Here is a 25,772-nt window from a genome sequence, read left to right as displayed (position 1 = left end):
GCACCATCCGACGGAGAACGAAAGGGCTCAGAACGTGAGGCGCGACTTGCAGTACCAGTGCTCGGACGCCGCGCTCGTGCGCGCGGCACGCTACGCGCGGTTAGAGCTGCCGCCGTTGCCGGATGTCTCCGGAGACGCCCCCGACCAGGTATGGCAATCGCACCGGTGGCTCCAGGAAGTCTGGAGGCGCGAGGAGATCTCCGAGGTTGTGGAGCAGGCCAGCCCCGGCTTCGCCCGCCACATGGACGCGCTGTGCGCATCCACCGATCTCCGAGCCCGGCAAGTGCGTCGGACGTTGGTGTCCTTCGTCCGGTACCTCCAGCGGATCACCGGCCGTGCGACACCGAACGGGCTGTTCGCCGGCATCGCGCCGGTCGCCTTCGCGCACAGCGCTGAGGTGCGCACGGGTCCTTGGCACCGCGCCGTAGCCAGCGCTGACGCCACCTGGCTCACCGAAGTGATCGAGCGCCTGGAGACATGCCCAGACCTGATGCGTCGGCTTCCCCTGGTGGCGAGCAACACGCCGTTCGTCCGGGGGGATCGCCTGATCGTTCCCTACCCTCCGCGCTCGCGGGGCCGTGGCCGCCCCACGTCGGAGGTATCGCTTCGCTTCACCTCCGCGGTCCAGGCCGCGCTGGACTCCGCCCGCGCTCCGGTTCCCTACGAGCTGCTCATGGACAAGGTGCAAGCAGCGTTCCCCCACGTCCCGGCGGGGCGTATCCGGGGCCTGATCACGAATCTCGTGCGGAACGGCGCACTCATCAATTCCCTGCACGCAGCGTCCACCACCCTCGACCCCCTGGACCATCTCGTACGGCAGCTCGAAGCTGTCGACGCGGGAGAACTGCCCTCCGTGGCACACATGGTGGACGATCTGCGGGCCGTCCGTGACGGCGTGCGCCAGCACAACCAGGCATTGGCCCCCGCCGATGGGCGCCGCCTTCGCCGCGCCCTGCACGAGAAGATGACGGCCGTCGCCGTGGCCGACCGTCCTCTGGCGGTCGACCTGCGATTGGACTGCTCGCTCGACCTGCCCCGTGAGATTGCCCGCGAGGCGGAGAAGGCGGCCACGGCGTTGGCCCGCCTCACGCCAGCACCGTTCGGCACGCCGGGCTGGAAGGACTTCCACGTCCGCTTCTTCGAGAGGTACGGCATCGGCTCGCTGGTGCCGCTGCGCGACGTGACGGACCCTGACGTCGGGCTCGGGTTTCCCGCCGGCTACCTGGACAGCGACTCGGAGCCGCGCGAAGGAGTGACCACACGGGATCAGCGTCTGCTCGCTCTCGCCCAGGCCGCCGCCCTCGACGGACGCGAGGAGATCCTTCTGGACGAGGAGCTGCTCACCGCGCTGCACGTCGGTGAGCAGGACGATATGCAGGTGCCGCCGCATCTGGAGCTGAACCTTCAGATCGAGTCTGCCACCGTAGACGACCTGTGTCGCGGGGACTTCACGCTCTGGTCCGTGCACCCCTCGCGGGGAATCGGCACCACCACCGGCCGTTTCCTCACGCTTCTGCCTCCCGAAGCCCGAGCTACTGCCACCGCATCGGTGGCGCAGATCCCGGCCAATACGCCGGGAGCGGTGCCCGTCCAGCTCTCCTTCCCGCCACTGAATCGTGAGGACGCCACGGTCATCCGAGTACCGGAGCTGCTGCCGAGCGTGCTCAGCGTCGCCGAGCACCGCAGCCCGGACGAGCGAACCATCGACCTGGACGACCTCGTCGTCGGCTGCGACCGCCGCAGGCTGTACCTGGCCTCCCTCTCGCGGCAGCGCCTGGTCGAACCGCACGTCCTGCACGCGCTCGACCTGCGAGCCCACACCCCGCCCCTTGTACGGTTCCTCGCGGAGATCAGCCGTGCCCAGTCCGCCGTGGTCACCGAGTTCGCGTGGGGCGTCGCCACGGCGCTGCCCTACCTGCCCCGCGTGCGCTACGGCCGCACCGTTCTCGCCCCAGCCCGCTGGCGCCTCGACGCCTCCGATCTCCCCGACCCGTCCGCCTCATGGACCGAGTGGCACGCGGCCGTGAAGGAGTGGAGAGCCCGACGTCGAGTGCCCGAGATCGTAGCGCTTGCCGAGGGCGATCAGTTCCTGCCGCTACACCTGGACACGAGTGCCCATCGCGCGATCCTGCGATCTCACCTGTCCCGGTCCGAGACCGCCGTGCTCACCGAGACCTCCAACAACGGGGGCTGGTTCGGCGGACGGGCCCACGAGATCGTCCTCCCCATGACGGCCGCCCGCCCAGCACAGTGGCCCGTCGTTCCCCCAGTGACCGAAGACCGCGTGCTCTCCCGTGACCACGGGCACCTCCCCGGTGCCCGCCCCTGGCTTCTCGCCCAGCTCTACGGCCACCCGGAGCGGCAGGCGGAGATCCTCTCCCGCCACCTTCCCGATCTGCTGGCCCGCTGGAAGACCCCGCCGCAGTGGTGGTTCATGCGCTACCGCGACCCACACCCACACCTGCGCCTCCGGATCGCAGTCCCCGACGACGCAGATGCGGGAGCGGCAGCAGCTCACGTCAGAGAGTGGGCAGCCGGACTCCGCCGGGCCGGACTCGTCAGCGACCTCAAGTTCGCCACCACCTATCCCGAGACCGGGAGGTGGGGAACCGGACCCTTGATGGGCCTGGCTGAGGACGTCTTCGCCGCCGACTCCCGGGCCCTCGCTGTGCAGCTCGCACAGACAGGGCGACCAGGCCCGCAGGTGATGGCAGCAGCGAACTTCGTGTCCATCGCGACGGCGTTCACCGGCAGCGTGCCCGGCGCGATGGAGTGGCTGACCCGGTACGGGCAGATCCGCGATCCGCGTCCCTGCGACCGGCAGGTTCTCAACGACACCATCCGGCTCGCGGACCCGGACGACGGGTGGGCAGCCCTGCGCTCACACATCGGCGGTGAGGCCATCGCCGCAGCATGGGCGGACCGTGACCAGGCCATCGCCCTTTACCGCTCGCGGCTGAGCAATGCGGCCCTCGATCCGGACCTGGTCCTCGATTCGCTTCTGCACGCCCACCACATCCGTGCTGTCGGCATCGACAAAGCCGACGAGCGCATGTGCGTGCGCCTCGCCCGCGCTGCAGCGCTGTCCTGGCAGCACCGAGGAGGACATGACCATGGAACTGCGTGACACCGCTCGTGCGGCTGCTGGCGCCATCGCGGACCGACTCGCATCCCCGGACGATGCCCGGCGGCTCGACCTCGTTCAGGGCTGGTGGCCACAGTCCATGGCTCACGGGGCGGTAGGAGTCGCGCTCCTGCACATCGAGCGCGCCCGCTCCGGTCACGGACCCTGGCAGCGGGCACACGACTGGCTTGCGTGCGCCGCCGAGGGCGGAGCAGTCGGCGGTCCGGACGCCCACCTCTACTACGGGGCGCCCGCGCTCGCCTTCGCCCTCCACTCCGCAGCCGACCGGCCGGGACGCTATGCCCGCGCACTGGACACCCTCGATACCCACGTCACCGAGCTGGTTCGGCAGCGTCTCCGCGTCGCGCACGCCCGCATCGACGACGGCGACTACCCGGAGCTGGCCGAGTACGACGCGATCCGCGGACTGAGCGGTCTGGGCGCTCTCGTCCTACGCCGCAGGAAGCACACCGAGCTGCTGCGCGAAGTCCTCACGTACCTGGTGCGCTTGACCGAACCGGTCAAGCACGACGGAGAACTGCTGCCCGGCTGGTGGACCCACCTCGCCCCCTCCGGCAAACCGTCCCCGGACTATCCCGAGGGGCATGCCAACAACGGCGTCGCGCACGGCATCGGCGGCCCCCTGGCGCTCCTGGCCCTCACCGTGAGCGCGGGTATCACCGTCCCGGAGCAGGTCGAGGCGATCACCCGAGTCCTCGTGTGGCTGGACCGATGGCAGCAGGCTGGGCCAGCCGGCCCCTGGTGGCCGTACTGGGTCACTCGGGAGCAGTTTCGCAGCGGAGTTCCTGGCCCAGGACCCTCTCGGCCCTCGTGGTGCTACGGCACCGCCGGATTCGCACGCGCCCAGCAGCTCGCCGCCGTCGCCACCGGAGACGCCCACCGGCAACGGGTGGCCGAAGTGGCGTTGCTCCGGTCCATGAGCGACCCGGGGCAGCGGGACGCCACGGTCGACCTCTCCTTGTGCCACGGCTTCGCGGGACTGGCACACATCACGCGCATTGTTGCCGCCGACGCCATCACACCGGGACTCACCGACACCTTGCCGATCCTTCTTGCCCCGATCACGGGCACCCCGCCCGAAGGTCTCGTCCACACCCTGTGCGAGCCGGTCGGCGGCGGAGACATCGGTCTCCTCGAAGGCGCGGCCGGCACCGCCCTCGCCCTCCACGCCTTCGCCGCCGACGGCCCGTCCCTCTCCGGCTGGGACAGCGCCTTCCTGATCACCTGACCGAAGAGAGGACCACATGGCACCCGAGGAGTGGCCGCAGCGCGTGCTGACTTTCGCGGCATGGGAACGCGCCGAACCCATCGTCATAGAGCACCTTCTCCCCCTGCTTGTTGCTGAGGGCGACCGGTTGGGGCCCTGGGCGTTCCTCCGCAAGTTCCCGACCTGGCGGCTGCGGTACCGGCCTGTGGACCCGGCCGCCGCAGCCCGTCTGCACGGCGCGCTGGAGGACCTGGTCGCAAGCGGCCCGCTCACCGCATGTGTGCCGGGCATCTACGAGCCGGAGGCGACCGCCTTCGGCGGCCCGGCCGCCATGGCCGAAGCCCACCTCCATCACCACGAGGACAGCCGCCAGGTCCTGGACCATCTCGTCCGGCAGCGCACCGACAGCACCGACGCCCTCGGTCGGCGGGAGCTGGCCGTCGTCACCATCAGCACCGCGCTCCGCGCGGCCGGGCTCGACTGGTACGAGCAGGGCGACGTCTGGGCCAAGATCGCTGACGAGCGCGACGGCGGCATCCGTCCACCAGCCCGCACGCGAGCGGCCATCCACCGGCTGATGACCGTGGACGCCAGTTCCTCCAGCACTCTCGTCCGCGATGGCCGACTCGCGAGCGTGAGCCCCTGGATCGCGGCCTTCGACCAACTCGGCCGCCGCCTGGCCGACCTCGACCGGAACGGGCAGTTGGAGCGCGGGCTGCGCTCCGTCCTCGCCCATCACGCCCTCTTCCATTTCAACCGCCTGGGCCTTCCCCGGGAGGACCAGCACACCCTGTCAACACTCGCGAAAGAGGTAGTCATGGGAACGAGCGACAACGCCGCGTCCACCCCCTCCGCCAGCGCGTCGGCCACTACGGTCAGCAGCGTGAACAGCGACACGTTCGAAGCCGGCGATGCTGACCGCCTGCGTGCCCAGCTCGTCGACCAGTTGAGGGCCGACGGCTGTATCCGCACCCCCCGTGTGGAGGAAGCGATGCGGACGGTCCCGCGCCACGTCTTCGTCCCCAAGGCGACTCTGGACAAGGCGTATGGCAACGCCCCCGTCAACATCAAGCACGACGAGACCGGGGCATCCATTAGCTGCGCCTCGCAGCCCGACATCGTCGCCACGATGCTCGAACAGCTCGACGTCGAACCTGGCCACAAGGTGCTGGAACTCGGCGCCGGGACCGGCTTCAACGCCGGACTGCTCGGCCACCTCGTCGGGGAGAAGGGCCACGTCACCACAGTCGACGTGGACGACGACCTTGTGGAGGGAGCCCGCGCAGGGCTCGAAGCAGCGGGAATCGACAATGTCGAGGTGATCCTCGGCGACGGCGCGCTCGGCCACGCCCCCAACGCGCCGTACGACCGTATCGAGGCCACCGTCGGTGCCCACGGCGTTCCCCACGCCTGGCTCGATCAGCTCGCACCCGGAGGGCGCCTCCTGACCCCTCTGCGTCTGCGCGGCAGCGTGTCCCGGTCGATCCTCTTCGAGCAGGACGACCACGGTCGCTGGCGCAGCATTGGTTCCGAGATGAACACGTTCATGCCGCTGAGGGCCGGCATCGCGGACGACCCGCGTCGCTTCGTGAACCTCGCCGACGACGGTTCCGTGACGCTGGTGACCAATGGCGACCAGCCCGTGGACGCCGATGCGCTCACTGGCGTGCTCTCCCGGACTCGCTCCGAAGCGTGGACCGGCGTGAACTTCCGCGGGCCGGAGTCGGCGGAGTGGCTGGAGCTGTGGCTGACATGCACGATGCCCAACGGCCTGAGCCGGATGCCCGCGCAGAAGGAAGCTATCGAGCGGGGTGTGGTCACTGCCCCGTACGCCAGCTCAACCGCGGTCTTCGACGGCGGCACCCTCACCTACCTCACCCGCCGCAAAGCCACGGAGAAGGCCCCGGACGGCGCCACCCTCTACGAGTTCGGCGTGATTGGACACGGCCCCGAAGCGCAGGAACTCGCGGACCGAGCCGCTGAGCAGATCCGGATCTGGGACCGCGAATACCGTGGTCGCGAGGTGCAGTTCGAGATCCAAGACCTCGGCACCGCGCAGCCTGCGCCCCGGCCTAGCCGCTTCGCCTTCGACAACCCCCTCAACCGCATGATCATCGAGTGGCAGTGAGATGGACATCGGTCGGATAGCCCAGCGGTTCCCGCTGGTCGCACGTCCGCGTCCCGCCTGCCCGCCGCTCGCGGAGCGAGTCCGGGAAGTCAGCACGCTGGCTGAGGCCGCCGATCATGACGGCGGCCTCAGCTCCGCATCCACGGCCCTCAACCGGGCAGCCCTCATCGCGAGCGACTGCGGGCTGCCCGACCTGGCGCGCGAACTGTGCTGGCGCCACGTGGACACGTACCTGCCTGCGCAGCCCCTCGGCGGACAACAGGCACGCTTGGCTCTCGAACCGCTCGTCAACCTCGCCCGGCTCCGCCTCCGAGACGGCGATGGCGACGGGGCCTACCAGGTGCTCGCCTCCCTGTACGAAGGCGTCAGGGCCCAGGCGCAGGCGGACATCGATGGCCGCTCGCTCTCGTTCGCACGCCTGACCTCAAGTCCCGACGATCGTCGGACGGTGTGCCAGTGGCTGTGGAGCGTGCTCCTCGGCGACGGAACCCGCGCGCTCGTCGCGGCCCAGCGGTGGGACCGTGCGAGGGCGCACGTCGCCCGGCACAAAGGCGTCGGCCGTCGCCTGCTCGACGGGCGCCAGGTGGAAATCGTGAGCCGGTGCCTCAACGGTGGCGCGGCGACGGCACGGCACGTACTGGGGGAGAGCACGCTGTCAGAAGCCTGGGAGACCCCCGTCGCGTCGTGTCTGGACTTGTTGTGCCGCACAGCCGGGGGCGAGCCCATCCGGCAGGCCACCGTAAAGGTCACGGCGGAGTACCTAGGACTCGAAGGCACACCTGAACTGGCCGTATTCCGGACACGCCTCGGCTTGACCGTGCTTGGTCTCTCATCCACCAGGGGCGCCGAGGTCGCCCGCCGACTGGTGCATGACGCGATGCTCTCCCCGGACGGCTACGTGGCCCGGGACATCCTTGCGAGCGCCGTCTGCTCAACAGAGATGACCGCTCAGCAACGAAGCCGCCTACGCGACGTGGTTACCTCGGGGGGACTCGACCTGGGCACCATGCCCTCCGACTTGGAGGAAGCCCTCCTGGGGGCGGTGGAGGTCAGCACAGCAGCGGCTGCAAGGTACCTAGCGCTTGAATGGCTTTGTACGCGAGAACGGGCTCTGGCTCACTTTCCGTGGAGGGCTGACGGACCGTAATGTCGCCCCCCCTATGACCAGCAGTGAGAGGCTGACGTGAGCCAGTACTACGACTTGGGCGACCAAACCCTGTGGAACCCGTCCAACGGGGCGTCCCGGCTGTTCATGAGCCAGGTCACCGTCTATCAAGTCGAAGTGGGTCTGCCATCCGGCATCGGCCCCATGGAAGCTGACGAGTGTCAGGTCGACCCCGTCGCATTCGCAGCGTTCGTCGATGCCCTGCTCGTCTGGCATAGCAAAACCAGGCACGCCGTCATGGCCACCCTGTCCGAAGGGTTCGTTGCCACGGTGCTGGCCTTGGCTGAGATAGCGAACATCGAGGTGAACTGGCAGGCGGCCGAGCGTGCCGAGAGCGGCTATCACAAGACGGCTTTGGATCCCCATGCAAAGGAATGGACAGCCGCACTGCGGCAGAAGTCACGCGAGCTCACCCGACACATGGTGACCTGAGGCTCGTCTGCCAGCACCCGCGACAGGCCCGCAAGCGTTGCCCTACGTGTAGAGCAGGACACGCTTGCGGAGGAGATCGAAGCCGGCTCGGCCGAACATCTGGCGTTTGAGCATCTTGATCCGGTTGACGTGTCCTTCGACCACGCCCGAACTCCAGGGCAGGGTGAGGCCAGCGATGACGGCGTCCCGGTCGCGGTCGATGCCTGCGGCGAGGGTGTGGAGAGTGGGCAGGTCGTCTTGCCGGACGGCGTCGAGCCACTCCGGCAATCGCTCGCCCTCGCGCTCGGTGAGCATCTGGGCGAAGGACCGGACGTGCCCGGTGAGGGCGTCCAGCTCCCTGCAGTGGGCCAGCACAGCCTTGAGCCGCAACTGTTCTCTCTCCGAGAGGCTTTCGGGGTGTCGCAGAATCCACCCGGAGACCGTTCGAGGTGTCGGCGGCCTGGCGGAGACCGGTCCAGGTGAGAGGCGTTTCTCTCGCAGGTAGGCGCGAACTCGCTGGTAGCTGCCTTTGTAGCCGAACGGCACGATCTCCTCCCACAATGCCCAGGCGTTGGTGCATCCCTGGTTCCAGCGGTCGTCCAGGTAGGGCTTGTACTCGTCGAGGATCGTGGGGCGGTTTTGCCACTGCCCCTGGAAGAGGTCTTCGGGAGCAACGGCGTCGGCCAGGCGCTTGACGGTGCGGTGGGTCATGTGGAGCTGGCGACCGATCGAGCGTCGGCTGTGGCCGGCCGCCAGCAGCCTGTGCACGATGGCATGCCTGTCCCGAATACGGTCGGCGAACCGGTGCCCTGTTGGCCATGGCGAGCCGGTCGTCTCGGGTGGTGCCGCGACTGCGGACTCGGCTGGCTCGCGAACCAGGACCCCAAGGCAACTGCGGTGCTGGGCGACGCAACGCTCCGCCGCCTCGCTCAGGTTGTGCCACAAGGTACTGGTGGGCCGTCGGCGAGGTGCCTGCTGAGCAGGTCCTTTTCCCACGGCCCCCAGCCCGAACGACGCATGCGAGCTTTCCCCGCACGTCGCTCTCCAGTGACTACTCCGTGAGTGCTGGTACAGGTCTTCTGCCGTGGATGTCCACGTGGCAACTTCCGCAGACCACAAGGGTTTTGCGGTGCCTCGCGGCCATGAGATCTGCCCACGGCGGCCGGTCGCCGGATCTTCCGAGGTCTGCGAGCTTGGCGACGTGGTGGACTTCCACCTCGTCGACACGCCCACATGCCTCGCATCGTCCCGCGAGGAGCCGGGTGACCAGCTCCTTGCGTTTGATGTCGACCGGGGCCAACTGGCGGTCGGTGACGACCACCTTCTTGTTCTGTCTCAGCGGGATCCCGCCGAACCGTCCGACCAGAGGCTTCCTGCCTGGCTGTTCGACGCGGGCCTCGAAGCACTTGCGCAGCCCGTGCGGCGTCTCGATGGTGGCCGCGTAGGTGCGGGCCATCTTCGACACCGTCGAGCGGTGCTTGTTGGCAAGCGTCATCAGCATCGAGGTCTCCATGACCCATTGCAGCCGGGCGAGTCGAAAGACGTCGCCGGCCAGCAGGTAGTACTGGACGATGCCGCGGTACTCCGACCCATAGGTGCTGATGATGACGTGGTCGTCCTGGTTCAGCACTTCGGGCCGACGCGCGGGTTTGCCGCGCTGCATGTACTGGGCCTGCTTGGCAACTACCACCGAACGGGGGACACGCAGACCGATCGTCCCATTGACAGACCGACGTCTGCCGGAGATCTTGCGGTCGTTGTGGTGCACGGTGATGTCGTAGCCGAGGAACCGCGCTGCCCCGGTACGGGCGTGCGTGATGAGAGTCTTCTCCGGCGACAGTTCCAACTTGAGTTCGTCACGCAAGAATTGCGCCAGACGCTTCTTGATGTCCTCGGCCTCTACCTTTGGTCCGGCGAACCCGAGCAGGGTGTCGTCGGCATAGCGCACATACTTCAGCCGCCGATACCCAGGGTCCTGCGTATCTATGCTGGGCATGTTGTGGAGTTGCTTGCGCAACTCCCGCACCTTGGCGCGGTCTCCGCGCTTTTGGGCGCTCCCCATTGCCGCCCACACCCGGTGAAAGGCGCGGTTCGGCTTCCTGACTCTTCCCCGGGTGTATTCAGGGATCAGAACCTTCTCGACGTACTCATCCATCTTGTGCAGGTAAATATTGGAGAGGATGGGTGAAACAACCCCGCCCTGCGGACTCCCGCTGTGCGTGGCGTTCCAGATCCAGTCTTCCATGTATCCGGCCTTGAGCATGTTCCGCACTAGCCGAAGGAACCGGTTGTCGTGGATTTTCTCACCCAGGATTCGAAGCATGACCGAATGGTCAAGCCGGTCGAAACACCGGGAAATATCGCCCTCGATAAACCAGATCGACCCCGTCCAGGTGTGAGCCACCTCGCGCAGTGCGGTGTGGCAGCCCCGGCGGGGACGGAAACCGTGTGAGGAGTCAGAGAACGTCGGCTCGTAATACGCCTCAAGAATCAGGCGGATCACTTCGCCGACGAGCTTGTCACTCCACGGAGGCAGGCCGAGCGGCCGCAGCTGTGAGCTGCCCCGCCCCTTCGGGATGTAGACCCTTCTGGCTGGGCTCCACCGATACCGCTCGCGACGTAGCGCGTCGATGACGTGCTCAATCTTGCCCAGCGACATGCCGTCCACGGTCTCCCCGGTGACCCCGGGCGTCATTGCTCCCTTGTTGGAATACAAACGCCCGTAAGCCAGCAGATACAACTGCGGATTGAAGAGTTGTCTATACAGTTCGTCGCACGGCAGGCCAAGCCTGCCGCGTTCACGGAGGACACCCAGAACTGTTTCGGCGCTCTGCATTTCGCATACCTCCCGATTCTGTGGTGTCCAATCACCTGGCCCCCTTCGCCCGTTGTGAACGGCTTTCCCGTTCTCCTTGGCCGGTCGCGACTCCGGCGACTACTACGGGGCCTCCGTCGCCGTAGGAAGATCTCTTCCCGTAGGCGATCCCATGTTCGTCCTTGTCGTACGTACTAGCGTGACGTAGGCGCCCCACTCATACCCTTGAATACCCTCACTGGGCATCGCTCCGTTCCCCGAAGGTTGCCCCAGGCGTGGCACTGGCCCGCGGCAGAGGACGGCACCGGTTTCAGATGACTTTCCGGTGGATTTGACCTTCAATCTTCTGGGCATTGGGGTTCAGGCAATCCAGCTTTCGCCATATCACGCGGGTCCCCCGACGCACCGTTTCTGACATCTGAACCCGGCCGTCGGTTTTCTGGCATGCTGTTTTCCCCTTCACCGTTTCCGGGTTGGGTAAGCCATCGGACCCAGGAACCTCCCTTCAATTCCTCCCGGCTGAGCCGGGGATACGACAAGGCGCCTCATGGCGCACTGCCACCTGTCTGCGACTTGAATCGCCTGGGGCGCCCCAATGGTGGCTCCTTCCGCGAAGAACGGAGCACGGTCGCGGCAGATGACCTCAACGCTGGGGCGTTCAGCCAGCCACACGGCCAGGCTGGAAGACTCCCGATCGGGCAGCAGGTCGACCGGGCGCCGGGTTTCGACGTCGACCAGAACGGTCCCGTAGAAGCGGCCCTTGCGCGTCGCGTACTCGTCGACGCCGACCACCCGCGGCACCGGTGCTTCGGGATCAGGAAGGGCCTCGACCAGCCGAAGAACAGTGCTGCGGCTGACTGCCACTCCGAAGACACCGGCCATGCGGGCGCCCGCCCGGCCAGCGAGCGCGAGGCCGACCGCAGCCAGTGTCGACCGCAGCCGCTCGGTCCACCGGCCGTACCGCCGGGTCAGCCCGGCCACCTGCTCAACGAACGTCTGCCGTTCGCACAACACGTTCCCGCAGATGAATCGGCGGACCCGCAGACACAGCCGAACCCGCTTCCCCGCACTGGGCACGTCAGCAGGAAACCGCAGATAGGAGCTGTGAACCCGATCCGACCAGCCTCTGCACCCAACGCAGTCAGCCCCGGCCCTCGTGCACCGGGCCTCTATCAGTACCGCCTCATCGTTCACCTCGACCGACAGCACCGCGATATCCGCGATCGACGGGAACAGCAGCTCCTCCAGCCGGAGCACCGTCTCTTCCACGAACCCGAACCCTCAGCCCATCCGAGCTCTCCACTGACGATTTTCAGGCAACTTCCCGCGGCCAGGGCGGCCTACAACCGTTACTCACGGTGCACGCTTCACGAAATGTGAGCCAGAACCCGAGTTTGGGAGGCACCCGCCGCTGAGCTGATGGGTACATGTACCGGTGTGCCCAGACTCCAGTGGCCGCGCATCGTTGCCGCCGCCCTCGTCACCAGCTACGACCAGACCGGCGGGTGTTAAATCCTCGAAGGACGCGAAACCCCTGCTCTCAACCATGTCGGGACGGTAACGCCACGCCGACGCTCCGCCCAGGGCACGGTCGGATGAGCCGACGACGCGACCGGGCGCCGCGTCGTCGACACCGCCTTACGCGTTCGGGTCCCAGGCGAAGAGCCGCTCGAAGATGGCCCGGTCGCCGTCGATCTTCACCGAGTCCAGCGGGGTGCGTCCGTAGAACCACAGGACCAGCTCACCGGCCGTGCCCCGGGCGGAGGCGTCGGACGGGGCCTGGGCCTCGCCCTCGCCGGCAGCCGGGAGGTGGACGGCGCGGGCGCCATCCGCCTCGACCGTGAAGCGCCAGGAGCGGCCCTCGGTGGCGTGGTAGTCGACGACGGCCGGCTCGTGCGGCCAGACGCCCGACCACGCGCAGCAGGTGAACAGGAAGTCCTCGACGCCGTCCAGCGCCACATCCGCCGGCAGCGGCTGCGCGGCGCCCACGGTGAGCTGGGCGTCATAGGTGTGCATCGCGATCTCCTGAAGCTGGTGCCGGGCGACGGCACCGCTGGTCCGCGGCGACTGCGAGGCGCCCCACCACGTCCAGCACTCGGCGTCCGGGCCTACCTCCCGCAGGGTGTCCAGCAGCTCCTGCGTCGACGCGGCCAGCCAGGCCACCAACGCCTCGCGCTCCCGGGGCGCCTGCGCCTCGGCGCGCGCCGCCACGGCCTCGGCCGGCGGGGCGTCGGCCGGACCGGCCTCGACGACGGCGGCCCAGAAGGGGCGGCCCGAGCCCAGGTGCCGCGCCAGGTCGAACAGTGTCCACTCGGGACAGGTCGGCACCTGCACGTCCAGGCTGGGCGCGGCGGCGATCGCGGCCCGGAAGGCCGCCGCCCGCTCGTCGATCAGTCGCAGCAGGTCAGGGAGTTCAAGATTCTTCTGCACTACGGCTGTCTATCACCGCACTCTGGCGGCCGAAAGTGAATTTCCCGGCCGCCGCCTGCCGACGCCGCCGTCCGAACCATCCGCCCGAACCGCCGCCGACACCGAACCTCCGGGCAAGGCGGGCGACCCGCGTTGGCCGGGGTTCGCCCGTCGGTACAAACTCGCCGCCGAACAGCCGGTGCAGTGGGAGGTTGAGGCTCTCGGCCCTGCCGAGCCTCAGCGCCTGGTCCTCGCCGCCGTCGAGCCGTACATCGACCGCCGCGTTCTCACCGACCGGATCACAGAGGAGGAAAGGCAGCGAGATCAGCTCAGGGCCTTCACCGAGGGATGGACCCTGAATCGCTCGCCGGACCGTGAGTGACTCCCAAACTCATCGACATTGATCATGGAACAGGCCCACGCGGTGACTCCCGAAGCCGACGACAAACGACTCCCGTCCTCGCGTACAAAGCCAGCTTGAACAGGAAGAAGCCGGTGCATCAGTCCACTCGCCTCCGTGACGCGCTCTAAACGAGGACTGGAAGAGCCGCCAGACCGTGGACCAGGCGGGTCGGTCGCCAGGCCAGTTGCTCTGGGGGCACGGCGAGCCGGATGTGCGGGAATCGCGTCAGGACCGCGCGCAAGGCGAGTTCGGCCTCTAGGCGAGCTAGCGGGGCGCCGACGCAGCGGTGAATTCCGTGGCTGAAGGCCAGGTGTCCGCCGGCGTTCCGCCCGAGGTCGAGCTGATCGGGGGAGGGGAAGCGGTCGGGATCCCGGTTGGCGGCTCCGATGGCTACCTGCACGGGAGCGTCGGCTGGAATCTCGGTTCCGCCGAGGGTGATGGCCTCGGTCGTGTACCGAAATGTGGCCACGCTGACGGGAGAGCTGTGGCGAAGCAGTTCGTCCAGTGCTCCTGGCAGGAGGTCTGGGTCGTGGCGCAACTCCGCCAGATCGGCAGGCTGCTGGAGGAGCGCGAGGAGCGCATTGCCGATGAAGTTGGTCGTGGTCTCGTGCCCGGCGACGAGGAGGAGTACGGCAAGCGACACCAGCTCCTCCTCGCTGAGGTGCTCCTCGCCGTCCCGGACCAGGATGAGCCGATCGAGAAGTGCGTCGCCAGGGCTGTCTCGCCTCTCGGCAATGAGCCCCGTCATGTACTCGGCGATCTCGTGCGAGGCCGCGTCGATCCGCGCGGGCTGGCCCGCCGCGAACAGGTCGGCAGACCACCGCTTGACGTCTGGGCGGTCGTCCTCGGGCACGCCGAGCAACTCACAGATCACGGTGACGGGCAGGGGCATCGCGAAGTCAGCGATGACGTCGACCTCGCCCTGGGCGGGCCACTGGTCCAGCAAGGAACTTGTCAGCCCTTCGATGAACGGGCGCAACGCGGCGACGGCCCCGGTGGTGAACCCTTTGGCCACCAGCTTGCGGAGGCGGGTGTGCTGGGGAGGGTCGCTGGCGAGCATGTTCTGCGAAACGGCGGGGTGTAGCCGGCGCTTGGAGTGCTTTCCGGCGAAGAAGGCCGCAGTATTCTTCGAGAGGCGTGGGTCGCCGAGCGCCTGTCGGGCTTCCGCGTATCCAGTAACCAGGTAGCTGGTGTGTCCGGAAGATGCGCTCCGTAGAGCCTGGACGGGGCAGATGGACTGCTGAGTGCCGCTGCTGCCACCCGGCTGCTGGTGATCCTGCGGGGGTTTCTTCACGTTGTCAGGCTCCAATTCGCTCAGAGCGTCCCGCATGTGCGACACGCGAGCCCTGGGTGTGGGCATAAGCATTGGCGATGGCCAGCAACCACTCGGTCTCGGCGCGAAGGTCGCCGCCGCGTGCCGTGGCGTCCGCAGCCGGTAGGTCGGCAACTTCTACTGGGAGGGAGTTGGCGCGGTGGCGCTCGAGTGCGCTCCGCACGACGGCTGCTTCCACCCGAGCCGCCCCCCGACCGGCCCCAGCGTCGACCGTCTCGCGGGCCGCCTCTTCGACGGTCCGCGACCGGTACGGCCGCAAGGCCAGCATCCCGTCACTGATCTCGATGACCCTCCGTTGGAGGAGGAAATCGAAGTCGTCCGCATCGTTGTCCGCTGCAGGGAGAACGATGTCTGGTATCTCGTCCGTGAGGGCGTTCCACAGTGGTTCCAGGGCAGCCAACGATCGCTTCTCCCAGCGCCTGCGCCGAGCGAGAGTGATCGGGTACACGATGGCCGGCAGCGTGAGGCCCACGCAGATGAGCAGCACTGCCACCGCGGGCGCGGTCACGCTGAACGCGCACGGCGAGGAGAGCAGCGTGGTGCATTCCGTGTGGTCGGGAAACAGATCCACGTCCACGTCCAGGCCCAGGCTGATCAGCCTGGCGGCTTTATAGACCGTATAGATCAGGGCGAAGACGCAGCCCGCCGCAGCCAGGCGCATGCCGAGCCGGACGCTGCTTCTGCGGGTCGACTTCGACTGCCGGACGGCCTGACGCAGGAAGTCCACCACGGCGAAGCCCAGGTACGTGACGTACACGAGCAGGTAGGCCGCATACACCTGGGGTGACCGATGGGTCACTTCCTCCACTGCGAAGAGCACCGTCATGCTCACAACCGCCCCACCGAGGAGGGCCAGGCGCACGCGGATGCGCCGTCCAGCCTCATCAGGGTCGAGATTGACCTGGAACGAGACGGCCAGGACCGAGGTGGCGGCAGCGAGGGAAGCGGAGTTGCTCAGCAGACGGGCCACGTGCGGTACGGCAGCTTCGACCGCCTGCTCGAACAACGGCGCGTAGGAAGCGAAGGCCAGAGCGAACGAGGCAAGCAGTGCCCCCATCGCCCAGGTTCCCGCCGGGCGAGGCGTACCGCGCCCGAAGATCCAGAACGTGGCGGCTGACAAGAGGATGCAGGCCATCCCCAAGAAGAGGACGTTCATCATCATCAGAATCGGCCTCCCTTGATTGGCTGGGCGAACAGCGCGTCCCATCTGTCTGCGCCCTTTTCGGGCTTCCGAGACGGTGATTCGCGTTCGCGGTACATCCGCTGGCGGATGATGGTGGCCAGCATCTCCGCCTCCAGCTCGTCGTCAGTCGAGTAATTCGTGCGCCCCGACATCCGCAGGACCAGAGTCGGATTCACCCCCAGAGCGTGCGCGGCCTCCGCATCGATTTCCAGGCTCCCCGGGTGGTCGCGCCAAACGTGCATCAGCTCATGCGTCAGGATATGGCGCTGATGATGGACCGAGGTTCCCTCTTCGTAGTAGAGGAGATCCTCCTCGGTGGTTTCCAAGCGGATGCCGCACGGCGCCTCGATGGAACCCAATGTGTTCAGAGGCCGCAGCACGATCGGCTTGCCACGGGCTGCCGATACCGCGTCCCGCAACTCGCGAGTTGTGAATCGGTAGGGCAACTGCAACCGGTCGATCTGTTCCTCACCCGTACTGCGCGGTCGGGCCTCGGAACCATCTCGCGGCAAGGGCATAGGAGTCCTCCCTCAGCCTTGGCTGTTACGCCTGTTTGTGCGCTGAGGAGGAGACTGCCAAGGGGAAGGCGGAACTCGCAGTTCCCCGGAATCATCGATTCCGGTTACGCGCGGTGAGGTTTACGGCGGGGGATTCATCAAGTGGCGCCTAGACCTTAGAGGGCGGGCAGGCGAGGGCACCCATCAGCAACAAGTTGTTGACTTGTGTGTGATGTCGTTGAATCGTCCACCATCCGTAATGCCCGACTACTCTGAATGACGGTTTCATGATCCATTCGCGATCTGCCCGGCGTGTTGTGGTGCATGTCACGTGACGTGCCGTTCTAACGTCTCACCCCATGGACTCCCGGGGTGGGCGGAATGACCTGGGCTCTGAGGGGGAGCCCCTGTCTGACCTGCTGCGAGCATGGCGCCGACGCGTGGACCCCCGCGCTTTCCCGGGTCTGATCGTGCAGGGGAGGAGGGGTGAGGGGCTCTCGCAGGCTGACGTCGCCTGGCTGACGGGCGTCACCGAGCGGTGGGTCCGAGCCCTGGAACGGGGTAGGGAAGCGAACTACTCTGCGGACTTCCTTGACCGGCTCTCCTTCGTCCTACGACTCAGTCGGGCAGAGCGTCATGCCTTGTATCTGAAGGCCCTCGGCCGCCCGCCGGCCCCGCCGTCGCTACCGGAGGCGGATGCTGTCGGGGGGATGGGCGGGCTGCTGCAGCAGTTCATCGACAACCAGAGCCCCAACCCTGCCTTCGTGTCCGATCTGGCGTGGAATATTCTCGGGAGTAATGAAGCGCTTCGCCAATGGTTTCCGTGGACGGCCCACCAGGCCAATCTCATGCGATGGGCTTTTCTGCGTCCTGAAGCAAAAGAGCAACTGGTGAACTGGCGAGATGAGTGGGCGCGCATCTATCTGGGGCAGATCCGGTACGCGAGAATCCACTTCCCCCGGAGCGAGTCATTGCGGCAACTGGAAGAAGATGTCCTAGGCGGCAGCCCCGAGGCACGTGAAATGTGGGACCGTCGCGAGGTGTACGACCATGCGGATGGTGACCTGCGCATGGTCAGGGTTCCGCAGCGTGGGGATGAGCCGGTCCCGGTGCGTATCGTCGCTCTCACCCCGATGCGCAGCCAGCGGCTGCGAGTGATCGTCCTTATGGAGGTCGAGGAGGGCGACAAGCCCTAGCTGGACGGATGAGGCGCTAAAGAGAGCTGAGGTCCGGGGAAATCATGCCGAGATCTACTCGTCGTCGAGGAGGTCGCTGTCCTCGGATTTGCCTGCGAGTCCTTCCAGCCGTCTAGCCTGCTCGATCACCGAATTGACCATCTGCAGGCTCGACGAGCTGAGCCCGTTAGCGCGCAGGGCGACACGACGCACGCCTCCGTCGCGCATGGCCGCGACCACCTGGATCTCGGCGCGCGTCTGCTCTGCCACTTGTTCGTCGAAGAAGTAACCCGCCGGGACGCCGAAGAAAGTGGCGAGGGCCCGGATCGTCTGCATCTTCGGGTTCGTGTTCTTCCCGGTCCTGAGCTGCTGGATCGCGCTCGCCGAGATCTCTACCCCGGAGGTCTCCCGGATGCCGTGCGCGACCTCGGCGTAGGTGTAGGGGCCTTGCTCTTGCGGGTGTACCTCTCTGAACAGGTAGTCGAGTAGCTCCGCGAACGTTCGCTCGCTGTTGTCCGTCATCGCTCCCCCTCTGCCATGGCCTGATCATATCCAGTCCAGTGGTGATGGAGTCCAATTCCGGAGTCGAAGGCGACACTGCAGTTGACGCGGGGTCGCAATTGCGGTGTACGTTGAGCCCCCGTCTTCGCCATTGCAGTGTTGCGCCGCAGGTGAGGGGGGTGGACTTGTGTCAGGGGGCGTCATATGGTCCTGGTCCCTCGGCGGGCGAGCCGCCGAGGCACAGTCCCACGGAGGACACCACAGTCCGAGTTCCGACTCTGTGTGCACGGAGGGGAGCGGGGCCGGCGCCCGGAAGTAGCAGCTTCCGAGCGCCGGGACCGCCACCCCGAAGGGCCGCGGATTCATAACTGGGGCGGGCGGCTGACCTATTCAACGAGAGCGGCCGTCCCTCCCCACCTACAAGCGAGGGATTATCGCATGCCTGACTTCCCAGGCGGAAGGACGACCGCCGCTCCGACCCCCGAGAACGCCACAGCCGCTGCTGGATCTCGGCAGCAGCGGCTGGCCGAGCTGCTTGCCGACATGGTTCCCGGTGCGCGGACCATCCGCGTCTCGCAGCGTGAACCGGACCGTAGCTGGCCGAGCCCCTACGCCCGCGCCTACGACGAGCGGGGGCGGCTCCTAACCCTCAACCGTGCGCAGCGTCTGACCGCCGCCCGGTGGGTGATCCGCGCCAGCCCGGAGCTGGACTGGGACGAGCCGCACGACCTCCACCTTGCCTCCGGCATCCTGCGGCCCACGGCCGAGGGATACGCAGTCGCGGACGGAGGTCGCTGACCATGGCCCGGATCCGCACCATCAAGCCGGAGGCTTTCGCCTCCGAGTCCCTCGCCGAGGTGTCCCTCACCGCTGAGCGCACGTTCTTCGGGCTGCTCACCCAGGCCGACGACCACGGCCGTTTCCGGGATCAGCCTGCCGTGCTCGCCGGGCTGCTGTGGTCGCTGCGGCCCGAGCACGGGCCGGTCGGCGTCGAGGACGATCTGACCCAACTCGCGGCGGCCGGTCTGATCTGCCGCTACGGGGGCGAGGACGGCAAGCGGTACCTGCACATCGTGAGCTGGCGCCAGCACCAGAAGATCACCCGCCGGGGCGGTGTGCGCCATCCTGCCTGCCCCCACCACGGGGACGGAGCCTCAACGCGCGAGGAGGCAGTGCACATGCAGGACGATGTACCTGAACCCACAGTGCAGGCTCACGGCAACAGCACTGCCGACCCGAACGCTTCGCGTGAATCTGCCGTGCCCGCCGAAACCCCAGGTGAAGGGGCACGCAGTGAATCCTCGGTGCAGGCGCAGGTCACATGCAGTGAGCCCGCACTGCAATCGCATGAGTCCGCAGTGAGCCCGCAGGGTCCGGATCTAGGACCTAGGAACGTGGATCTAGGATCTTCTCCTTCGGGGGGCGCTGCCGCGCCCGCACCGGAGTCCGTCTCCACCCAACAGCTCATTGGCGAGTACGCCGCCTCCTGCGCTCACCGTCCGCCGAACGGGGTGCTCGGGCACCTCGGGCGCGAGGTCGCCAAGCTGCTCAAGGAGGGCATCGACCCGGAGCACATCCGTGCCGGGCTGGGTCGCCACCGGGCGAAGGGGCTGCATCCGAGCACCCTGGCGAGCCTGGTGCACGAAGCCATGAACGCCTCGGCCCCGGCCGGTGGCTTGGTGCGGCCGGAATCTGCGAATAACGTGCGTGGTCACCGGGCCTGGGCCAACCCCGCTGACCCTGCCGCCGCCTACGCCGAGGAGCTGTGATGCGCGATACCGACGTCCAGCCCGTCGGCGGCATAGCCCGCCGCCTGACCGGCATCCTGAAGTCCCGGGGCATCGACCCGAACGCTCCGGTGTCCGACGATGCCGAGCCCAGCCCGGCGCTGGAGGCGGCCCAGGCCCGCATCCCGGCCCGCTACCAGGACGCTGTCGCCGACCACCCGGCCGTCGACGCCTGGGTGAGCGAGGTCGCTGCCGCCGGGCGCCGGGGTCCGGACGGTTCCCCGGGCATCGCCCAGGGCCGGTCGCTGCTGATCGTCGGCACCACCGGCACGGGCAAGACCCATCAGGCGTACGGCGCGGTGCGCAGCCTGCTGTCCGCCGGGGTGCGGCTGCGGTGGAAGGCGACCACCGCCGCCGACCTGTACGCCGAACTGCGGCCCCGGCAGGGGAGCGACGGCGAGCGGGAGCTTCAGGACCTGGCCCGCTGCCCGCTGCTGATCATCGATGACCTCGGTGCCGCGAAGGCCAGCGAGTGGACCGAGGAGATCACGATGCGGCTGATCGACCGCCGCTACACGCAGATGCTCCCGACCCTGGTGACCACCAACCTCGGCATGAGCGACCTGCGCGCGCACATCGGGGATCGCGTCGCCTCCCGGCTGACCGAGATGACCGACAAAGTCATCCTCGACGGCCCGGACCGCAGAAGGGCTCTGGCCGCCGAGCGCCGCCGCCTCACCGCCGTCTGATCTTCTGCGCGCGACCAACGGTCCGCCTCCCTTCACGCACCAACCCCCGGGCCGCCGCCTGCCCGAACGCGCCCGGGGCCGATCGGAGACACCCGCATGCACCACACCCACACCGTCGAGCCGCGCACCCTCGGCGACCACACCTGGCACAACCAGGCCGCCTGCCTGTCCACCCCGGCCCGCCCCGTGGACCCGGAGATCTTCTTCCCCGAGCCGGAAGAGATGGACCGCATCCACGCCGCCAAGGCCCTGTGCGCCCAGTGCCCGGTCCGCCGGACCTGCCTGGACGCCGCCCTGGAGGCGGGGGACCGTGAGGGCATCCGGGGCGGGATGACCGAGGAGGAACGCGAGCCGCTGCACAGCAAGCTCCACCTGCGCCTCGACTACGCCCGCGTCAACGCCACCCTGGCCGGGGACGATATCCACCTCACCGATGCTGAACGTCGCGCGGTCACGCGCACCGCGTACCAGAACGGCGTCCCGGCCGAGCACCTCGCACGCCTGCTGAAGATCACCGAAGAACACGCGAAGAAGCGCTACCGCGAGCTGCGCCGCGAGATCCGCAACCGTGCCGTCAACGGCGCCAGCAGCGACCAGCCCCTGGCCACCGCTCGGGCCGTCCGCGACGACCTCGGGACGGCTGCATGACCCACACCGACCCAATACCGGTGCGCATCACCGGCTGGGACCGCGCCGCCATCGTCACGCTCGGCGCCGCCGGGTGCGCCCTGTCCTATGACGCGCTCCAGCAGATGGCCGTCGCCATCCACATCCGGGGCCTGCTCACCTACCTCTTCCCCTTCGTCATCGACGGCTTCATCGGCTATGGGGTGCGCGCGGTGCTGGTGATGCGCAGTGCCTCCCTGGGCGCCCGCGTATATGTATGGGCGCTGTTCGGTATCGCCACCGCCGCGAGCATCTGGGCCAACGCCCTGCACGCCGTCCGCCTCAACGACCGGGCCCCGAGCGGTGGCGGTCTCCGGCTGGGGGACGTTGCGGTCGGCGTGCTGTCCACGCTCGCCCCGCTGGCCCTGGCCGGAGCCGTCCACCTCTACATCCTCATCGCCCGCCGAGCCGCCCAGCCCGGACACCCGGACGTGGCCGGTGCGGACACCTCGGCCGTCCGCACCGAGCGGGTCGCCGCTGCCCATAGGGACAGTGAGTCCGGCCGGGGCGCGGCGGAGAGCCCGGACACGGTCCGGCCGGTCACCGGTCACCAGCCCTCCGCACTGTCCGCCGGGGCTTCCGGCCGTCCGGCGGACACACGCCCGGAGGGCCGGAGCGGACAGCCGGTCACTCCCTCCGAAGACGCACCAGAGCACCACGGGCGCGACGCTGACCTCGACGGAGAGCCGGACGCGAGATCCGGTCACCCCGCCCCGCACGGGCCACCCACCCCGGACCCGTCGGCGGGCAACGGCGACGCGGAGGGCTCCCCGTCCGCCGGTGAGGCCCAGGACCTGCTGCCGATCGCCCGCCACGCGGTGTCCGAGGCCGGGAAGCTGACCCGCCAGGTGGTCGCCGACGCCATCCGGGGGCAGGGCCTCCCGCTGTCCAACGACCGGCTGACCGAGCTGATGCAGCAGCTCCGCACCGAAGCGGGCAACCGGACACTCCGGCCCACCGGCTGACCGGCACGAACCCACTCGGCGGACACCCCGCTCGGTCACTCCGGACACCAGTCACCCGGTCGCCCGGACACCGGCAGCGGGGTGTCCGCCCCACCCGGTCACACCATGGCCCCTCCATCCCTACCGCTTCCATATGGGAGACCCCAGTGCGTACCACCCCGCCGTCCACCGAGGAGATCGACGTGTGGCTCGCCGTCCTACGCGCCCACGGCTACCTGGACCGGGCCGAATCCGGTCCCGACGGGAGCTGGACCGTGCGGCGGACACCGTCGAGCGCCCCGCACACGCTGCACCACCCCGTCCTCGCCCTCGACTACATCGCCGCCGTGCTGCGCGACGTCCGCGTCGAAGCCGGAGACGGCGCCCGATGACGACGCCGAACAACCCCGCCACCCTGCCCGGGGGACTGCCGTACGACCAGCCGGCACGAGGCCGAGCAAGCTATACCTTGCGAAACTCCCTCGACGGCGGGGCCGTCGAGGGAGTTTCGCAAGGGCATGCCCCCGCCCCCACAGGGGCGGGGGAGGTCCGGCACCAGGGGGCGCCGGACCAGGCAGCGACCGAGGGCGGATCGCAGTCGAAGGAGGAGATGCCGCCGAGCGCCGTCGTCGAGACGCGCATGCGCCCGCGCCTGCGCCAGTCCCAGCAGCGCGACCGCGTGCGCAGCGTCCGCCTGACCGCCGACGAACTCACCGACGTCCAACGCGCTGCCGAAGCGATGGGCCTGCGGGTCGCCGGGTTTCTCGCCGACGCCGCGGTCGCCGTGGCCCGTGCCCAGGACGGTCCGCACACCTGGCTAATGGACCAGCGCACTCTCGTCGAGGAGCTGATGCGCGCCTCCGCCCAGCTCGCCCGCGTCGGCAACAACCTCAATCAAGTAGCCCGCGCGCTCAACAGCGGCGGCGAGGTCCCACACGTCGAAGACGTCCTCGCTCGTGTGCTGCGGGCCGCCGCCCGTGTCGAGGCCGCCGCCACCGAGATCGCGAAGCGCTGACCGTCGTGGTGCCCGACATCTCCCTCGGCGGTCGGACCTACGGCCTTCTCGCCTACCTCTACGGGCCCGGCCGCCACGACGAGCACCTCGACCCGCACTTGGTCGCCTCCTGGCAGCCGGAGCTGGCCCCCGACCCGGGACGCGATCCGACCGCGACGCTCAAGCAGTTGCAGGAGCGCCTCGATCTGCCGGTTCAGGCCGTGCCGGAACACCTTCGCCCTAAGCGGTACGTGTGGCACTGCCCGGTCCGCGCCGACCCCGGTGACCGGCATCTGTCGGATGCCGAGTGGGCCGAGGTCGCTCGTCGCGTCGTCCACGCGACCGGCATCGCTGAAGACGGAGACGCTCAAGCCTGCCGCTGGATCGCCGTGCGCCACGCGGACGACCACATCCATATCGTCGCCACCCTCAAGCGCGAGGACGGCCGCTCCCCACGGCGTCACGACGACTACAACCGCGCCCAGGACGAATGCCGCAAGATCGAGAAGGACTTCGGCCTGCGCCAGCTCAACCCCGGCGACCGCACTGCCGCGAAGCGGCCCACCAGCGCCGAGCGAGCCAAGGCCGAACGCGCAGGTCGTACCGCCACCGCCCGCGAACTCCTGCGCGACCACGTCCGCCAGGCCATGGCGGGCGCCGCCGACGAAGCCGAGTTCTTCCACCGGCTGACCGAGGCCGGAGTCCGCATCGACCGACGGCTCGCACCCTCCGGCGACATCCTCGGGTACAAGGTCGCCCTCCCCGGCGACCGCAACCGCGCGGGCGAACCGATCTGGTTCCCCGGCTCCCGCCTCGCCCCCGACCTCTCCCTCCCCAAGATCCGAAGGCGCCTCGGCAGCCCGGAAGATGCCGAAGACCCGCCCGCCGACAGCCGCCCCCGCCAGCGGGACGGACCGGCGCGAGCCCGCCGCGCCGCCACCGGCATCGTGGAGCGCACCACCACGGCCTACACCGATGGCGACGAAGCCGAGGCTGCCGCGCAGCTCTCCGGACTCGGCGAAGTCCTCGATGCCGTAGCCCAGACCTCCCCGGCCTCCACCCGGCAGCAGGCGACGGAAGCAGCCCGCGCCTTCGAACGCGCCACCCGCTTCCACACCCGGGCCGAACGAGCTGACGACCGAGCCGTCCGCTCCGCCGCGCGTGGCATCGTCCAGGCCGGCAACGCCCTGGGACGAGGTGAGGACGGCGGCGCCACCGCCATGCTGCTGTCCACCCTGGTCCTGGCCACCATCGCCGCCGCCCGCTGGCACACCGCCCGCCAGCACCACCAACAAGCAGCCGCAGCCCGGCAGGCCGCTGACCAGCTCCGTGCCGCCTACCAAACTGCCGCGACCCCGCCCATGCGCACGATGCGCGCCCACGGGCGCCGCCTGACCGAGCACGTACGGACCCGCCATACCGGCACGGTCGAAGCCGCCCTTCCCGGCCGCACCGGCAGTCTTCGCCGCGAGGGCGGATGGGACGCCCTGGTTGCCACCCTCGACCAGGCCGAGCGCGCCGGGCACGATCCCGAAGCACTGCTCCACGAGGCCGTCGAATGGCGCGAGCTGAACACCGCCGACCGCGTCACCGACGTCCTGGTCTGGCGCCTGCGGCGCCTCGGTCGGCTCCCCGCGGACCCGTCACAGCCCCGCGCCGATACCCGAACCACGAAACCCCAGCCCCAGCCAGCGCGGACACCCGCCACCACCGCGACGCCACAGAACCCCGCCGCTCTTGAGCACCGGCGGGGAAGGCGCTGAAGGAGCGGCGCAAAGGGCTGGACGAGGCCAGCCTCGACTGTTAGGGCTGGTCAGAGGAACACAAGGAGCCGATGCGCATGACCACCGAAGAACTCCAGCACTCCAGAACCATCCTCCCGGAGACGACGTCCGGCGACGACCCGCTGCTGCGACTGCAAGAAGCGAGCGAACCGGACGACTCCATCTGGACCTACACCACCACCCACCCGGGCCCGATCACCATCACCGGAATCACCGTGATGTGCGCGAAGTGCGGCGCCCGCCGCGACTGGATGGTCATCTGCGACCGCCGCAACCAGATCTTCCTCCGCTGCCGCTGCGCCCACGAATGGCACGAGCCCGAGCTGACCCGCGCCGACTACCAGGCCATGGCAGGCGAAGGCGGCCAAAAGTACCCCAGCCTCGACGCCGTCGTACGGGATGCCGGATACGACGGCACGCTGGCCGGCACCTATCTCCCCGATGACCTCAACGCTGGAAAGTGCGGTAACGCTGGGGACGGGGATGTCGACGTCCTCAAGCGGGCCACAGCTTTCTTCGCGAAGGAGACCCGGTGA

General features: G+C 68.5%; 23 protein-coding genes and 1 pseudogene. 16 read left to right on the top strand and 8 right to left on the bottom strand.

The annotated features are described in order from the left end of the window. The first annotated feature begins 34 nt into the window (after positions 1 to 34). From AC07AB_RS00315 to AC07AB_RS00295, 5 genes are read left to right on the top strand one after another with little or no spacing between them, the layout of a single operon-like run. Positions 35 to 3,127 carry a lantibiotic dehydratase gene (locus AC07AB_RS00315; RefSeq protein WP_478557610.1) on the top strand — a complete coding sequence of 1,031 codons (3,093 nt, stop codon included), beginning with the start codon at positions 35 to 37 and terminating at the stop codon, positions 3,125 to 3,127. Beyond that, the gene (locus AC07AB_RS00310) at positions 3,114 to 4,373 is read left to right on the top strand and encodes a lanthionine synthetase C family protein (RefSeq protein ID WP_478557607.1); all 1,260 of its coding nucleotides are present in this window, start codon (positions 3,114 to 3,116) and stop codon (positions 4,371 to 4,373) included. Before AC07AB_RS00315 ends, AC07AB_RS00310 begins: the two co-directional genes overlap by 14 nt. A gap of 16 nt (positions 4,374 to 4,389) precedes the next feature. Then, entirely contained in the window at positions 4,390 to 6,480 is a 2,091-nt protein-coding gene (gene fxlM / locus AC07AB_RS00305; protein WP_478557604.1) for a methyltransferase, FxLD system, read from the top strand. Position 6,481: 1 nt separating this feature from the next. Beyond that, complete coding sequence (locus AC07AB_RS00300) at positions 6,482 to 7,627, top strand: hypothetical protein (RefSeq protein WP_478557601.1); 1,146 nt, start codon at positions 6,482 to 6,484, stop codon at positions 7,625 to 7,627. A gap of 36 nt (positions 7,628 to 7,663) precedes the next feature. After that, a complete protein-coding gene (locus tag AC07AB_RS00295; RefSeq protein ID WP_478557598.1) occupies positions 7,664 to 8,077 on the top strand; it encodes a DUF6086 family protein in 414 nt (137 codons plus the stop codon). A 42-nt stretch (positions 8,078 to 8,119) separates the two neighbouring features. On the opposite strand, the gene AC07AB_RS00290 is transcribed toward AC07AB_RS00295, so the two are convergent. The 7 genes from AC07AB_RS00290 to AC07AB_RS00260 form a co-directional block, all read right to left on the bottom strand. After that, a complete protein-coding gene (locus AC07AB_RS00290) occupies positions 8,120 to 8,824 on the bottom strand; it encodes an ISL3 family transposase (RefSeq protein ID WP_478557595.1) in 705 nt (234 codons plus the stop codon). 283 nt (positions 8,825 to 9,107) lie between these two features. Then, on the bottom strand, positions 9,108 to 10,892 hold the full coding sequence (locus AC07AB_RS00285) for a reverse transcriptase/maturase family protein (RefSeq protein WP_478557592.1): 1,785 nt from the start codon (positions 10,890 to 10,892) through the stop codon (positions 9,108 to 9,110). A 438-nt stretch (positions 10,893 to 11,330) separates the two neighbouring features. Further along, positions 11,331 to 12,140, bottom strand: coding sequence for an ISL3 family transposase (locus tag AC07AB_RS00280; protein ID WP_478557589.1), 810 nt, complete (start codon positions 12,138 to 12,140; stop codon positions 11,331 to 11,333). A gap of 369 nt (positions 12,141 to 12,509) precedes the next feature. Continuing rightward, positions 12,510 to 13,301, bottom strand: a complete 792-nt coding sequence (locus AC07AB_RS00275; protein ID WP_478557586.1) for a maleylpyruvate isomerase family mycothiol-dependent enzyme — start codon at positions 13,299 to 13,301, stop codon at positions 12,510 to 12,512. Positions 13,302 to 13,807: 506 nt separating this feature from the next. Next, on the bottom strand, positions 13,808 to 15,013 hold the full coding sequence (locus AC07AB_RS00270) for a cytochrome P450 family protein (RefSeq protein WP_478557583.1): 1,206 nt from the start codon (positions 15,011 to 15,013) through the stop codon (positions 13,808 to 13,810). Continuing rightward, the gene (locus tag AC07AB_RS00265; RefSeq protein WP_478557580.1) at positions 14,982 to 16,178 is read right to left on the bottom strand and encodes an MAB_1171c family putative transporter; all 1,197 of its coding nucleotides are present in this window, start codon (positions 16,176 to 16,178) and stop codon (positions 14,982 to 14,984) included. The genes AC07AB_RS00270 and AC07AB_RS00265 overlap by 32 nt, the downstream gene beginning before the upstream one ends. Further along, positions 16,178 to 16,717: a regulator component gene (locus AC07AB_RS00260; RefSeq protein WP_478557577.1), complete on the bottom strand. Its 540-nt coding sequence runs from the start codon at positions 16,715 to 16,717 to the stop codon at positions 16,178 to 16,180. The genes AC07AB_RS00265 and AC07AB_RS00260 overlap by 1 nt, the downstream gene beginning before the upstream one ends. A gap of 338 nt (positions 16,718 to 17,055) precedes the next feature. Here AC07AB_RS00260 and AC07AB_RS00255 point away from each other — a divergent pair. Both AC07AB_RS00255 and AC07AB_RS00250 read left to right on the top strand, forming a co-directional pair. Further along, positions 17,056 to 17,328, top strand: a pseudogene (locus AC07AB_RS00255) (helix-turn-helix domain-containing protein); the annotation flags it as partial. Positions 17,329 to 17,337: 9 nt separating this feature from the next. Next, positions 17,338 to 17,892 carry an MmyB family transcriptional regulator gene (locus AC07AB_RS00250; protein ID WP_478559648.1) on the top strand — a complete coding sequence of 185 codons (555 nt, stop codon included), beginning with the start codon at positions 17,338 to 17,340 and terminating at the stop codon, positions 17,890 to 17,892. A gap of 54 nt (positions 17,893 to 17,946) precedes the next feature. On the opposite strand, the gene AC07AB_RS00245 is transcribed toward AC07AB_RS00250, so the two are convergent. Next, complete coding sequence (locus tag AC07AB_RS00245) at positions 17,947 to 18,393, bottom strand: Secondary metabolite protein (RefSeq protein ID WP_478557574.1); 447 nt, start codon at positions 18,391 to 18,393, stop codon at positions 17,947 to 17,949. A 417-nt stretch (positions 18,394 to 18,810) separates the two neighbouring features. Here AC07AB_RS00245 and AC07AB_RS00240 point away from each other — a divergent pair, with 417 nt between their 5' ends. From AC07AB_RS00240 to AC07AB_RS00200, 9 genes are all read left to right on the top strand, one after another. Beyond that, the gene (locus AC07AB_RS00240; RefSeq protein WP_478557571.1) at positions 18,811 to 19,170 is read left to right on the top strand and encodes a hypothetical protein; all 360 of its coding nucleotides are present in this window, start codon (positions 18,811 to 18,813) and stop codon (positions 19,168 to 19,170) included. Positions 19,171 to 19,172: 2 nt separating this feature from the next. After that, positions 19,173 to 20,141, top strand: coding sequence for a hypothetical protein (locus AC07AB_RS00235; protein ID WP_478557568.1), 969 nt, complete (start codon positions 19,173 to 19,175; stop codon positions 20,139 to 20,141). Continuing rightward, positions 20,141 to 20,848 carry an ATP-binding protein gene (locus tag AC07AB_RS00230; RefSeq protein ID WP_478557565.1) on the top strand — a complete coding sequence of 236 codons (708 nt, stop codon included), beginning with the start codon at positions 20,141 to 20,143 and terminating at the stop codon, positions 20,846 to 20,848. Before AC07AB_RS00235 ends, AC07AB_RS00230 begins: the two co-directional genes overlap by 1 nt. Positions 20,849 to 20,944: 96 nt before the next feature. Further along, on the top strand, positions 20,945 to 21,496 hold the full coding sequence (locus AC07AB_RS00225; RefSeq protein ID WP_478557562.1) for a WhiB family transcriptional regulator: 552 nt from the start codon (positions 20,945 to 20,947) through the stop codon (positions 21,494 to 21,496). Further along, the gene (locus AC07AB_RS00220; protein ID WP_478557559.1) at positions 21,493 to 22,479 is read left to right on the top strand and encodes a DUF2637 domain-containing protein; all 987 of its coding nucleotides are present in this window, start codon (positions 21,493 to 21,495) and stop codon (positions 22,477 to 22,479) included. Before AC07AB_RS00225 ends, AC07AB_RS00220 begins: the two co-directional genes overlap by 4 nt. Before the next feature lie 146 nt (positions 22,480 to 22,625). After that, on the top strand, positions 22,626 to 22,850 hold the full coding sequence (locus AC07AB_RS00215; protein WP_478557556.1) for a hypothetical protein: 225 nt from the start codon (positions 22,626 to 22,628) through the stop codon (positions 22,848 to 22,850). Beyond that, entirely contained in the window at positions 22,847 to 23,473 is a 627-nt protein-coding gene (locus AC07AB_RS00210; RefSeq protein ID WP_478557553.1) for a plasmid mobilization protein, read from the top strand. The genes AC07AB_RS00215 and AC07AB_RS00210 overlap by 4 nt, the downstream gene beginning before the upstream one ends. 5 nt (positions 23,474 to 23,478) lie before the next feature. Further along, the gene (locus AC07AB_RS00205) at positions 23,479 to 25,215 is read left to right on the top strand and encodes a relaxase/mobilization nuclease domain-containing protein (RefSeq protein ID WP_478557551.1); all 1,737 of its coding nucleotides are present in this window, start codon (positions 23,479 to 23,481) and stop codon (positions 25,213 to 25,215) included. A 77-nt stretch (positions 25,216 to 25,292) separates the two neighbouring features. Beyond that, positions 25,293 to 25,772, top strand: coding sequence for a hypothetical protein (locus tag AC07AB_RS00200; protein WP_478557549.1), 480 nt, complete (start codon positions 25,293 to 25,295; stop codon positions 25,770 to 25,772).

The sequence above is a fragment of the Streptomyces sp. NPDC044033 genome (genome assembly GCF_056434425.1).
Note: the sequence above shows the minus strand (reverse complement) of the source record. Positions and strands in the feature narration are given on the sequence as shown.

Bases quoted from the DNA above. Each gene is read 5' to 3' on its own strand.
- AC07AB_RS00235 (WP_478557568.1), top strand. From the start codon at position 19,173: ATGGCCCGGATCCGCACCATCAAGCCGGAGGCTTTCGCCTCCGAGTCC.
- AC07AB_RS00200 (WP_478557549.1), top strand. From the start codon at position 25,293: ATGACCACCGAAGAACTCCAGCACTCCAGAACCATCCTCCCGGAGACG.
- AC07AB_RS00265 (WP_478557580.1), bottom strand. From the start codon at position 16,178: ATGATGATGAACGTCCTCTTCTTGGGGATGGCCTGCATCCTCTTGTCA.
- AC07AB_RS00240 (WP_478557571.1), top strand. From the start codon at position 18,811: ATGCCTGACTTCCCAGGCGGAAGGACGACCGCCGCTCCGACCCCCGAG.
- AC07AB_RS00285 (WP_478557592.1), bottom strand. From the start codon at position 10,892: ATGCAGAGCGCCGAAACAGTTCTGGGTGTCCTCCGTGAACGCGGCAGG.
- AC07AB_RS00210 (WP_478557553.1), top strand. From the start codon at position 22,847: ATGACGACGCCGAACAACCCCGCCACCCTGCCCGGGGGACTGCCGTAC.
- AC07AB_RS00225 (WP_478557562.1), top strand. From the start codon at position 20,945: ATGCACCACACCCACACCGTCGAGCCGCGCACCCTCGGCGACCACACC.
- AC07AB_RS00245 (WP_478557574.1), bottom strand. From the start codon at position 18,393: ATGACGGACAACAGCGAGCGAACGTTCGCGGAGCTACTCGACTACCTG.
- AC07AB_RS00270 (WP_478557583.1), bottom strand. From the start codon at position 15,013: ATGCGGGACGCTCTGAGCGAATTGGAGCCTGACAACGTGAAGAAACCC.
- AC07AB_RS00300 (WP_478557601.1), top strand. From the start codon at position 6,482: ATGGACATCGGTCGGATAGCCCAGCGGTTCCCGCTGGTCGCACGTCCG.
- AC07AB_RS00310 (WP_478557607.1), top strand. From the start codon at position 3,114: ATGGAACTGCGTGACACCGCTCGTGCGGCTGCTGGCGCCATCGCGGAC.
- AC07AB_RS00260 (WP_478557577.1), bottom strand. From the start codon at position 16,717: ATGCCCTTGCCGCGAGATGGTTCCGAGGCCCGACCGCGCAGTACGGGT.
- AC07AB_RS00230 (WP_478557565.1), top strand. From the start codon at position 20,141: ATGCGCGATACCGACGTCCAGCCCGTCGGCGGCATAGCCCGCCGCCTG.
- fxlM (WP_478557604.1), top strand. From the start codon at position 4,390: ATGGCACCCGAGGAGTGGCCGCAGCGCGTGCTGACTTTCGCGGCATGG.
- AC07AB_RS00220 (WP_478557559.1), top strand. From the start codon at position 21,493: ATGACCCACACCGACCCAATACCGGTGCGCATCACCGGCTGGGACCGC.